This window comes from Gangjinia marincola, from assembly GCF_039523415.1.
GTDB lineage: Bacteria > Bacteroidota > Bacteroidia > Flavobacteriales > Flavobacteriaceae > Gangjinia > Gangjinia marincola.
On sequence record NZ_BAAAFG010000016.1, the window covers coordinates 415873 to 428059 of the forward strand.

Annotated in this window: 13 protein-coding genes; 10 read left to right on the forward strand and 3 right to left on the reverse strand. The window is 37.2% G+C overall.

What is annotated here, in order from left to right; genetic code table 11:
- Nucleotides 1-10 precede the first annotated feature (10 nt).
- The 8 genes from ABD000_RS12820 to ABD000_RS12855 all read left to right on the forward strand — a co-directional run bounded on the left by ABD000_RS12820 (nt 11) and on the right by ABD000_RS12855 (nt 9004).
- Nucleotides 11-2374, forward strand: a complete 2364-nt coding sequence (locus tag ABD000_RS12820) for an efflux RND transporter permease subunit (protein ID WP_343768272.1) — start codon at nt 11-13, stop codon at nt 2372-2374.
- Between the two features lie 23 nt (nt 2375-2397).
- Entirely contained in the window at nt 2398-3171 is a 774-nt protein-coding gene (locus ABD000_RS12825; protein ID WP_343768274.1) for an outer membrane lipoprotein-sorting protein, read from the forward strand.
- A gap of 200 nt (nt 3172-3371) precedes the next feature.
- Nucleotides 3372-4577: a hypothetical protein gene (locus tag ABD000_RS12830; protein ID WP_343768277.1), complete on the forward strand. Its 1206-nt coding sequence runs from the start codon at nt 3372-3374 to the stop codon at nt 4575-4577.
- Nucleotides 4577-4960, forward strand: coding sequence for a hypothetical protein (locus tag ABD000_RS12835; protein ID WP_343768279.1), 384 nt, complete (start codon nt 4577-4579; stop codon nt 4958-4960). The genes ABD000_RS12830 and ABD000_RS12835 overlap by 1 nt, the downstream gene beginning before the upstream one ends.
- Entirely contained in the window at nt 4951-6048 is a 1098-nt protein-coding gene (locus ABD000_RS12840) for a DUF2652 domain-containing protein (protein ID WP_343768281.1), read from the forward strand. The genes ABD000_RS12835 and ABD000_RS12840 overlap by 10 nt, the downstream gene beginning before the upstream one ends.
- 265 nt (nt 6049-6313) lie before the next feature.
- Entirely contained in the window at nt 6314-6841 is a 528-nt protein-coding gene (locus ABD000_RS12845; protein ID WP_343768283.1) for an SRPBCC family protein, read from the forward strand.
- A gap of 122 nt (nt 6842-6963) precedes the next feature.
- Nucleotides 6964-8124, forward strand: a complete 1161-nt coding sequence (locus ABD000_RS12850; protein WP_343768286.1) for an SRPBCC family protein — start codon at nt 6964-6966, stop codon at nt 8122-8124.
- Nucleotides 8125-8128: 4 nt separating this feature from the next.
- Complete coding sequence (locus tag ABD000_RS12855; RefSeq protein WP_343768288.1) at nt 8129-9004, forward strand: helix-turn-helix domain-containing protein; 876 nt, start codon at nt 8129-8131, stop codon at nt 9002-9004.
- Between the two features lie 14 nt (nt 9005-9018).
- Here ABD000_RS12855 and ABD000_RS12860 read toward each other — a convergent pair whose 3' ends face one another.
- The 3 genes from ABD000_RS12860 to ABD000_RS12870 all read right to left on the reverse strand — a co-directional run bounded on the left by ABD000_RS12860 (nt 9019) and on the right by ABD000_RS12870 (nt 10954).
- Nucleotides 9019-9630, reverse strand: a complete 612-nt coding sequence (locus ABD000_RS12860) for a DinB family protein (protein WP_343768290.1) — start codon at nt 9628-9630, stop codon at nt 9019-9021.
- Complete coding sequence (locus ABD000_RS12865) at nt 9627-10376, reverse strand: alpha/beta hydrolase (RefSeq protein ID WP_343768293.1); 750 nt, start codon at nt 10374-10376, stop codon at nt 9627-9629. The genes ABD000_RS12860 and ABD000_RS12865 overlap by 4 nt, the downstream gene beginning before the upstream one ends.
- A gap of 68 nt (nt 10377-10444) precedes the next feature.
- Complete coding sequence (locus ABD000_RS12870; RefSeq protein ID WP_343768296.1) at nt 10445-10954, reverse strand: SRPBCC family protein; 510 nt, start codon at nt 10952-10954, stop codon at nt 10445-10447.
- 148 nt (nt 10955-11102) lie between these two features.
- Here ABD000_RS12870 and ABD000_RS12875 point away from each other — a divergent pair, with 148 nt between their 5' ends.
- Entirely contained in the window at nt 11103-11684 is a 582-nt protein-coding gene (locus ABD000_RS12875; RefSeq protein WP_343768299.1) for a TetR/AcrR family transcriptional regulator, read from the forward strand.
- Entirely contained in the window at nt 11684-12166 is a 483-nt protein-coding gene (locus tag ABD000_RS12880) for a DinB family protein (protein ID WP_343768302.1), read from the forward strand. The genes ABD000_RS12875 and ABD000_RS12880 overlap by 1 nt, the downstream gene beginning before the upstream one ends.
- Nucleotides 12167-12187 lie beyond the last annotated feature (21 nt).

Below are 12187 nucleotides of genomic sequence, written 5' to 3' on the forward strand. Positions count from 1 at the left end.
CATTTTTGTAATGAAACAACCTGATCAAAACTCCAAAAAATCTTTTGCAACCCGTTGGGCAGAATTCGTTATCCGATACAAATGGCCAGTTCTCATCTTATCTATCGTCCTCGCAATGGGACTTGCCTCTCAGGGAAAAATGCAATTTGACGGAGATTATCACGTCTTTTTTAGTGAGTCGAATCCAGAATTAGAAGCCTTTGATGCTCTTCAGGATAAGTACACAAAGGATGATAACATCGTATTGGTTCTTGCTCCTAAGGATAAGAATATCTTCACTAGAGAAAATTTGATAGCTATCGAAGAGCTTACTACTGAAGCTTGGAACACACCTTATTCATCGCGTGTAGATGCAGTCACGAATTTTCAACATACAAGTGCTGAAGAAGATGATTTGTATGTGGATGACCTTTCTTACGAGTCAGGTTCAAAAACAGATGCTGAAATTCTTGCAATCAAGGAAAAAGCACTAAAGGAACCCTTACTCGTGGATAGAATTATCAATTATGAAGGAAGTGTCACCGCCATAAATATCACTGTTCGGCTACCTGGAAAGGATAGTGCTGTAGAAATACCAGAGGTTACAGCAGCAACGCGAAAAATGGTGGCAGATTTTCAAGAAAAGCACCCCAACTTTGATGTGTATACAACTGGTTTAGTTCCGTTGAATACGGCCTTTTTTGAATATTCTGAAAAAGGTTTTGCGCTTGTAGGCCTTATGGTGCTGGTAGTCTTGCTGCTTACGTTTTTGCTTACGCGGAATGTTTTTGCGATGCTCGCTACAATGCTCGTATTTATGTTCTCTGCAATGTCGGCTTTTGGATTCATAGGTCTAATGGGTATTAAATTAACGCCGCCTTCTTCAGTATTCCCGACAATGATTCTGACGCTGGCAGTAGCAGATAGTATCCACATTCTCATTACATATCTACAGAAAGCTCGCAACGAAGGTTATGAAAAGAAAGACGCCATCATTGAAAGTATCCGCCTAAATTTTATGCCTGTTTTCATTACGAGTATCACAACCGTTATCGGTTTCTTAACGATGAACTTTGGAGACGTACCACCATTCTGGGATCTAGGAAACATTGTTGCTTTTGGTATGACAATGGCATTCTTATATTCAACGACGTTCCTTCCAGCCTTTATGGCCGTCTTGCCGCTTTGGAAACGAAAGAAATCTAAGGACGTTACTAGTGATGTTATAAAGGAAAATAGCTGGTACACACGCTTTGGTCATTGGGTGGTTAAACAACCTGTTCGTCTTTCAGTAATTTCCTTAGTGTTTATTGGAGTCCTCACCTACTTAGCCACATTTAATGTATTCAACGATGAGTTTGTAGAGTATTTTGATACTTCAGTAAAATTTAGACAAGACAGTGACTTCATTAATGAAAACCTTACTGGTTTCTATAATGTAGAGTTTTCCGTAGGAAGTGGAGAAAGCGGTGGTATTAACAATCCAGAGTATCTCCAGAAACTAAATGCTTTTGAAAATTGGTTGAATGAGCAACCAGAGGTTATTCATACCAATGCCTTTAGCGAAGTAGCCAGAAGAGTGAATCGTTCAATGCACGGAGATAATGAAAGCTATTACAGAATTCCAGATTCCAGAGAAGAAGCTGCGCAATACTTGTTGCTGTATGAACTCTCTTTACCCTTCGGTCTTGACTTGAATAATCAAATTAATGTAGATAAGTCTGAAACGCGAGTTACAGCCACCTTAGAAAATACATCAAGTGTTGAAATGATAGCATTTACTGAACGAGCAGAAAACTGGCTTAAAGAAAATACACCAGAACCTATGCACGCCCTAGGTGTAAGTCCCACGTTGATGTTTTCAAAACTTGGCTTTCGTCAGGCAGATAGTATGTTCAATGGAAACATCGTTGCATTGTTACTCATTTCCATTATTTTAATGATAGCCTTACGCAATTTTAAACTAGGACTTCTAAGTATTATACCAAATGTGGCTCCGGTATTGGTAGGCTTTGGCTTATGGTGGATCTATAAAGGAGAGATCAATACAGGAATGGTAATCGTATTCGGGATGACTCTCGGAATCATCGTAGATGATACCGTACACTTTATGAGCAAGTTTTTACGAGCACGTAGAGAACTGGGCTACGATGCAAAACAGGCTGTGATATACGCTTTTGAAACGGTAGGAAAAGCTTTAGTTACAACAACCATTATCCTCGTAGCTGGCTTTGCCATTCTATCTACTTCGCCATTTGCACTTAACAGTTATATGGCCAGAATTACCTTAATTATAATAATTGCTGCTCTCGTTATAGACTTCATCTTACTCCCATCACTTCTCATACTAGCAAGTAAAAAGGAAAGTCAAATTCAGCTTAAAGCGAAAAATTAATTATCAAAACCTAATACATAAAAATGAAAAAATCAATTATAACAACAATAACTATACTTGCAGGTATCGTTTCGTATGGTCAAACAGCTGAAGAAAGAGGTTTACAGATTGCCAAAGCTGCCGAAAAAGCAGATTTAGGCTTCGGTAGTAGTACAGTAGAACTCAAAATGACTCTCAAGAACAAGAATGGTCAAACCAGTGAACGTTATCTAGTAAACAAAACGCTGGAGCTTACCGAAGATGGAGACAAATCACTTATCGTTTTTAATAGTCCAAAAGATGTAAAAGGTACCGCTACACTGACGTTTACTCATAAAGTAGGTAGTGACGACCAATGGTTGTACCTGCCTTCGATAGCTAGGGTAAAACGTATTTCTTCAAACAACAAATCTGGTCCATTTGTGGGTAGTGAGTTTGCTTACGAAGACCTTTCTTCGCAGGAAGTTGAAAAATACACCTATAAATTCATCAAGGAAGATGGTAGTAATCTAATTGTTGAGCAAGACCCAGTAGACCCAAAATCTGGATACACAAGAAGGTTGGTAACCTACAATAAGGACAAAGGATACCGAATCGAAAAAATCGAATTTTACGACCGAAAAAACGCATTGCTCAAAACTTTGACCTATAGCGACTACAAGCTTTATAAAGACAAGTTTTGGAGAGCAAGTACCTTTAATATGGTGAATCATCAGAGCAACAAAGAAACTGTTCTTGAATTCAGTAACTATGATTTTGACGTAGCGCTTACTGAAGATGACTTTAGCCAAGTAGCCTTAAAAAGAGCTGGTAAATAAGAGTTTATAGATGGTTAGTTTTTAGGGCTGGCGACTGCTGTGAGAAAATGCAAATGACATCGCCAGTTTTAAAACTTTAAATAACATAGCAGAATTGACAAAGAGAGCAATCTCATCCCCTTGAACATTATTTTGCTAGCAAGTCCAAAGAAATCACATCACTCTAATGGGTGGTGTGATGCTTTGGCACAATACTAATTATGAATAAAACTAAAACATTCTACATACTTCTGTTAATTGTTTCCGCTTTAGCGAAAGCGCAATCTGATACTTCCAAAACCATCAACCAAGATTTACAATTTGAACTCGAAGCGGAGTATCGATATTTCTTTGACGAAGCTCAATTTAGCGGACAAGAAAATCACTATCCATCCATCGCGCTACGACCAGAGTATTCAATAGATTGGAACAAAGGCTACGAGAGTATCAACTTTAAAGGATTTGCCCGTTTAGATAGAGACGATTCTCGTACCCATTGGGACATCAGGGAACTTTATTATCAAAAGGCTCAGAACAATTGGGAGCTTAGCGTTGGACTTAAAAAAATATATTGGGGTGTTGCTGAAAGTAACCATTTGGTTGACATTATCAATCAAACCGACGCTGTAGAAACTTTTGATGGTGAAGAAAAACTAGGGCAGCCTATGGTGCAATTCAGTTGGATTACAGATAAATGGGGCACATTTAATTTTTTCTATTTACCCTATCACAGGAAAAGGACATTTCCGGGTGAAGAAGGCAGATTACGCTTTGGTGTTGTCATTGACAAAGACGATTTAGATTATGAAAGTAGCGCCGAAGAATTTCGACAGGATTTTGCAGTTCGGTGGAAGTATTTTGTGGGTGCTTTTGACATAGGATTGTCACACTTTTATGGTAATGGCAGAGAGCCACTTTTTGTATTCACATCAACAGGAGATATCAATGCCTTTTACCCTGTAATCAACCAAACTGGACTAGACGTACAGATAACGCACAACGCCTTTTTATGGAAATTTGAATCTATATATCGCAACGCAGATACACAGGATTTTTTGGCAGTAGTAGCAGGACTGGAATATACCTTCGCTAATATCGATGGAAATGGTTTGGACATCGGGTTATTGACAGAATACTTGTATGACGAACGTGATGAACTTGCCCTTACCGCACTTCAGAATGATATTTTCTTCGGAAGTCGAATAGCCTTTAATGATATTCAGGATACTTCGATTCTTTTTGGTGGTATTAAGGACTTGGAACAGTCGAGTACTATTTTCAGCGTAGAGGCATCAAGACGATTTGGAAACAGTTGGACTGCCGAAGTTGAAGCACGGATCTTTAGTGATATTGATACTTCCGAATTAATTCTATCTAATTTTCAAGATGATAGTTTCTTGCGTTTAAGTATCTCAAGATTTTTCTAATGGAACGTTTTCTTGAAATAAATCAAACCATAAATAAGCCCATCAAAATAGTTGAAGAAGCGCTTACAGAAGGATTTAATATGCATAAAAAAATGGGAATGATTGAAACTGTCAATTATTTTCCTTTTTCCCATAAGCATTCTGCTCAATTTGCTATAAGTCTGTTATGTCCCAAAGTGAATTCGGCTTTTGTAACGGTAACCACAAGACAACATTCGAAAAGTAAGAATCAAACCGAATTAAATTATATTATTGATTATGAGTCAGATAAAATTGGTGTTATAGAAAAGTTCTACAATAATATTACTTTTAAGCCTATTGTAAAATATCGTTCTCAAATGTTATTGCTAGACTTCAAATATCGTGTGGAAAAATGGATGTAAAAAAATCGCTTTTATTTATTCCTGATATTTCTGGTTTTACACACTTTGTTCAAACCACGGAGGTACGACATAGTGAACACGTTATTGCAGAACTTCTTGAAGTTCTTATTTCTGCAAACACACAATCAATGCGCCTAGCCGAAGTTGAGGGCGACGCGCTCTTGTTTTACAAAGAAAATCAAATTCCATCGCAAGAAAAATTGCTCGCGCAAATTGAAACGATGTACACCGCTTTCTACAGTCATTTAAAAATGATGGAAGCAAATAGAATCTGTCCGTGTAGGGCTTGCGCTTCTGCACCTAACCTCAAATTAAAAATTGTATTGCATTGTGGCGAACTTCAGTTTATGACTGTTCAGAAAAACAGAAAGCCTTTTGGCGAAATGGTCATTCAAGCGCATAGACTTCTCAAGAATTCAATCGATTCTGATAATTACGTTTTGATAAGTGAGCAACTGGCAAATGTCATAGGTCTTAATGCCACGTATGAAAGTAATTTGTTCACTTTTCGCGAAAGCGTAGATACCTACGATGGGAAAAACATTTCATATCTATTTGCTGAAATAGATACAAACAAACTTCAATTATTGGGTTTTGAACCGCCAGAGATTATCGTTACCAAGAGCGAACCTGATTTCGTGCTGAAACGTAAGATGCCGATTGATGCTTATAGTCTATTTGAATTGATAACAAACTACCGTTACCGTCATATATGGGTTGATGGAGTAGAAGAATTTCAGTTTAACGAAAATGAAGTAACTCGTGAAGGCACAGAACACGTATGCGTGATTAATGGAAAGCATTTCAACTTCACTACGGTAATTAAACAAGTCCCTATGGAGCAGTTAGTTTACGGCGAACTCACTACAGACCCACCTCCTGTAGAAAAGCTCTATCAGTTTTACATTATTGAGCCGATAGATGAAAACCATTCTATTTTACGAGTAGAACAATACTGGAAAACCAAGACTTTTTTTCAAAAGATTCTTATGGCATTAGTAGGTAAAAAACAATTCAGCAATGGTCTAACTACATCTATAAATAAACTATATCAACTTATTAGTTCAAGGCAAATCGCCTTGAATTAAATGAACCTTTTGATTTTTTATCATATATAGATTTCAATGAACTCGTCTTACGTTCCATATGAGGAGAAGTACAATGTGAATCATACCAAAAAACTTTATTTAGGATTTACAATGAGCAGAAATACATTAGGTGGCATACTGACCTTTTTGGACATTATTTAAAATGAAAACGGTCCTATTTTCCAATTTAATGACCCAATACTACAAACCTTAGATACACCTATGAAATAGTTTTGTATTCAGCGATTAATACTGGTTCAAGGCTATGAAGAATAAAATTCCAAACGTAAATGCATCGGCTGAAATTGTAGTCAATGCTCCAATAGACGAAGTATGGCAAGTACTTGCAGTAGAATTCGGTGACATTGGCAAATGGGCATCGGGCGTTGATGCGTCAGAAGGTTCAGGTGCTCCTATTAATGGCAGTAGCTGTCCAGAAAGAGTTTGTAAAATCAATGCAACAGGTTTCAGTGATACCAAAGAGCGAATTACTATCTACGATGAGGATGGCCACCTTTTAAAATACACGCTGTTCCACGGACTTCCAGGTTTCGTAAAAGATGCCTTTAATACCTGGCAACTTTTTTCAAAAGATAATAATACTCACATAAAGGCTCATACCGAAATGCGAGCGACGGGCCTTATGGGCTCTCTAACGAAAGGCTTTATGATCAAAAACACACAAAAAGTATTAAATGCAATGTGTGAGGAACTCAAATATTACGTCGAGAATGGAGAACCGCACCTAAATAAGGTAAAGGCAATAGCAAAGTATAGTCGTAAAAAGAAATAAAACCCTATAAAATAGAAAAATGAAACCGACATGATTAAAATAATCCTTAAGCATACAGAGCAATGATTATTTGAATCATCAAAGGTTACATGTGACAATTAAAAAACAATAAAAACAAACACATGAAAAAGTTACTTCAAAATACAATGTTACTACTTCTGTTGGTAAGTTATACGGCTTTCGTACCTCAACTCTGTTCGGCACAGGCTGCAGCAAAAACAAATAAGTCAATTACTAATGAAAAAGAACCTAATGTTATTGCTACCGCAGAAAAAGTTATTAATGCGCCCTTAGATGAAGTTTGGGCGGTATTGGCTGAAGATTGGGCAGGTATTGGTAAATGGTCGTCTGGTGTATCGCATTCCCAAGGTTTCGGAGAACCAATTGGAGGCTCAGATTATACCATTAGAGCTTGCGAAATTACCGCTGCTGGCTTTGATGATACCAAAGAAGAGATATTGGAATATGATGCTGAAAATTATTTAATCCGTTATGAACTTGCTGATGGCTTACCAGGTTTTGTAAAGGATGCCATTAATATTTGGACCCTGGAAGAAACCGCAGAAGGCACGCTCATCAAAGGTAAAACTACGATGCGTGCTACTGGAGTTATGGGATGGATGATGAAAGGTATTATGAAAGGAGCAACACGCAAGGCATTAGAAAGTATGACTCGTGAATTAAAGCACTATGTTGAAACTGGTGAATTGCATCCTGATAAAATTAAATCAAACGAAAGAGTAGCTAAAAAAGATGCCAAAATGCGCAAGAAAATGGTTACTGTAGAAGTTGAGCAAAAAATTGGTGCGTCTGCGGATAAAGTCTGGCAAATCATCGGCGAGGATTTTGAAAAAATTTCGGACAGTAACCCAGATTGCCCTTACTCAGAATGGGCAGAAGGATTTGATACCGCCGAAGTTGGTGCGAAACGTATAATGTATATGACAGACAAAAGAGACAATAAATATTTTGTGGACGAGATTGCAAAATACGACCCTGAAAACAGACATATCACCATCGAGATTGCAAACGAAGAAGGTTTCGGAACATTAAATGTAGAATACTCTTGGGTAAATATGGATGTAGTGGAAATTGATTCTGAAAATAGTATTTTAAAAATCCGTTTTAACTATCTTACAAAACCACGTTTTTTAAAAGGTTTTGCCAAAGGTAGTATGCGAAAGGCATTTCAAAAATACGCTTACGGGATAGACTATCACGCCAAAACGGGCGAGATTGTTGACGAAGAAAAGTGGAAAGAAATAAAGCATTTATATAAGTAAGATTGTGATTTTAACACAACGACATTTAGAATTAGGTGGAAAGGCTGTTATCAGCCATTTCACCTTTACACCGCCATTGATTGCCGCAGCTCATCTGGATAATATGGCCTGTTTTATATTCCCTATACAAACCCAAGGTAATCTTTATCGTGCTGATGGAAAGACACAGGTGTCCAGTTCACAAGGCGTGCTGATGAAGTGTGGGACGTATGTAAACAAATGGGAAGGTATTGATGAAGACAAAGTAAGCGAGGTTGTGATATTAAGACTTCATCCTGTGCTTATGCAGAAGGTTCTGGAATCTACTAAAATCCCACCCTTAGAACGTGAAGAAACGGCAGACTCAATGAATGCTGTAGTAGAATTGGATGTGCTACTTTCAAAATTTTTAGATGGTTTGTTCTTTTACTTTGACAATCAAGAGTTGGCTACAGAGGAATTGATTCAGCTAAAAATTAAAGAACTTACCTTACTACTCATCAACAGCGGGAATCCAAATCCTATTATTGAGTTGCTCTCTTCTCTTTTTAGAAAAGATAAATACACCTTAAAACAGATTGTAGATGCTAACCTATTGGAAGACCTATCACTTGATGAGATGGCTGCCATTGCTAATATGAGTGCATCAACATTCAAAAGAAAATTTAAAGCAGAGTTTGATACAACCTTCTCTAGGTATGTAATGAAAAGGCGTTTAGAAAAGGCAAGTGAATTATTAGTAAAGAAATCTAAAGCATCGATTTCTGAAATTGCGTATGACTGTGGTTTTAATGACCCAGCTTATTTTACCAAGTCATTTAAAAAGCAGTACGGAAAATCACCTACGTTGTTTCGGGATGACACCTTGAGCCAAACAATTTTAGATTGGAAGGCTCAATAACAGTAAATTAGTAGCTAATCTAAATACCGCTCTCTAATCACATCAAAATGATGCGTTTGATGACCTGAAATACAGAATGCAATAACCCTTACCGAGGTCTTATTTCCATCTAAAGTACCCATACGCTTTTGCTGTTCGTCTGTTAATGAATTAAAGGCATCTTCTGTTTTTTGACGTACACTTTTAAATTCGGCAAGCAAATCGCCTTTACTTTTATCCTTTGCCCCTGCCACAGTCGTATTTTGATTGTAAGAAACGGTATGTTTTTTTTCTGAGATGACCCCTGCATTCAATAAAGCAACTTCAAGCATTATTTCTTCGTATGAAATAATATGTTGCAATACCTCACCAACCGTCCATTTAAAAGAACCATAGGCATAATCGATCTTGTCTTCAGGGATGGCATTGATAAATGCTATCATTTCGGTAGTTGTATTACTCAACATTTCTTCAAGCGAAGTGCCTGGCAATGACTTATCAGTATAATAAGTCATATTCGTATTGTATTCGCTACGTGGTATTCTATCGATTAACATATTTGAATCTAGATTTATGGGTTTGTTATTTTGACAAGCCATTGACTGTATACTTAGAATGATTATAGAAATGAGCTGTGATACTTTCATTTTTTCTGAATTAAGAAATTCAACACTTCCTCTAATTGATGGTTCCAATTTTCAAAATCGTGAGCACCCTTAGTCGTAATGTTTTTTACTGTATATCCTTTTGATTTGTATAGGTTGGTCAGCGGTGTCACGTAATTTTCAGCATCGTTTTTTCCTGTTGAAATTAGGATATTCAGGTTTTTGTTTTCTGAAAATGCGATGGCCTTAAGCGCATCATCACAAGGATAGGTAATGGGAGATAACAAAGCATAATTCTGAAATAAATCAGTCTTTCCCGTGAAATAGGCAGCGCTCAATCCACCAAAAGAAATACCTATTAGGCTACGTTGTTCTGGTGTTCGCTTTCGCGAAAGCGTACCTTCAATTTGAGGAACTAGCTCTTCTTCAAAAAAACGAATATAATCGGCATTACAGAAAAAATAGGTGTTGCGTTTATCCTCTTTTGTTTGAGCATCAATAGTACTTACAAACACATAGGTAGCCTCCGGAATTTTTCCTTTTGCAGTTAGTGTTTTTATCGTATCCAAAGCACCATTGTCAATCATTTTTTGACCATCTGTGATGTAAATAATGTTCGATATGTAGTCATTGGAAAATGCATTATACGTTGTTACCGAAATGCTTTCGGAAAGAATATTACTATTGATGGTAAAGGAAGATAGTTTGTCATCTTCAGTATCCGGTTGACTGAACAATCGTCCCGAAAGCACTACTGCTATCACTACCATTACAATTCTAAACTTCATATCATCATTTTAAATGAGGGTTGTACGATTAGCACAACCCTTTGAATACTTGGAAAATAGACTTAATACTATTTTGAAGCCATTTTTGCTGCATTGGCCATCATTTCCTTAGATGCCGTATTTAAAAAACCATTAAACTGCTCTTCGTTCATCTGTGGATTCTTCATAAATTTCTCATAAGTAGACGTCCATACAATCATTGATTTCTTGTACCCTAAATCAACTACCTTAAAATTGTTAACCATTCCAGCTGCAGGGACTCCTTCGACTACGGCATAGGTATACGTTCTACCAGCATCATCAAAAGCAACTATACTCTCCTTGAATTTACCTTGTCCGTCGGGAGACGTACACACCCTTGTTCCACCTACAGCTTTGTTACCAGTATACTCAACTTTTGCGACTAAACTTGACAGTTCATCAATATTATCAAGCTCTCTCAATACTTCCCAAACATCATCTGCAGATGCCTCAACTACTAAGGTATTGGTAATTTTTGCATTTGGGTTTTGTGCGTTCATTTGGTTGAATCCAAATAGGGCTATCGCAATGACCATTACATTTTTTAATCGTTTCATCTTGTTTTTGTTTTAAAGATTATACCCTTTAGATTCAGAATTATGTAAGCTGTGACAACATTGAACAAAAAATTAATTAGATTGATTTGTCTAATTGAAAAATTGTGTGCATATTTGTAAATAGATTGATTGGTCTAATTGAAGTAGTATGAATGTAAAACACAGTAAAGATGATGTTTTGAAGGCGGGAATGGAGCTTTTCCGGCTTAATGGATATCACAATACCGGAACAAATGAAATTTTGAAATCGGCTGGAATATCAAGAGGTTCATTCTATAATTTTTTTAAGGATAAGGATGATTTTGGTGCCCAGGTTTTGGATTATTATGGCGTATGGAGCACCGATTATATGAAGGAATTATTGCGTGATAAGAGGTTAAATCCTAGAAAGCGACTGATTCATCTGTTCGATATATTCGTTCAAGGTTACAAACGAGATAATTTTAAATGGGGCTGTTTGCTCGTGGGAATGAGTCAGGAAGTTGGGCAAATCAATCCAAAGTTGACTGAAGCCTGCTCCACCAATTTTGAAAGTTTCATCTATGTTTTTCAGGACTGTATTGAGGAAGGTCAGCAAGATGGAACTATTTCAACCGCACAAGATGCTAGAAGTTTGACGATTGCTATGCTTGCGATGTACAACGGTGCACTGGTATTGATGAAATCTGGAATGCACGAAGAACCGCTTATTGCGTTTCAAAATCAATTGGAATTAATGCTGAAACCCTAATGAGAAACGAAGAATTAGTCAGAAAATGGAAAGGTAATAAACGCTATACCTTAAAATTTGTGGATGCGTTGCCAAAAGAGGATTTTGATTTTAAACCTTCATCAGAAGTAAAGAGCTATAAATCACAATTGAGCCATATCACAAGTTGGTTACGCACGCATAGTCGATTTGTAACGGATAACGCTTTCGCGAAATCGAGTTTGCGAGATTCACGACCAACGGGAGAGCGCAGCGGTAAAGCGAAACTCACCTCAAAGGATTTAATCAGAACAGCCCTAGAAGAATTTTTTGATGCTTTCTTAGAAAAACTTGAGCAAATGACCGATGAACAACTTAACGAGACAGTCGATGTTTGGTATGGGAAACGAACGCGATATGAAATTGCCAACGTAATGGACAATCATCTATCGCATCATAGAGGACAACTGGTTGTTTATTTAAGACTGAAAAATGTAAAACCGCCATCGTATCTGGGGTGGTAATATATTTTTTTACTATTCAAT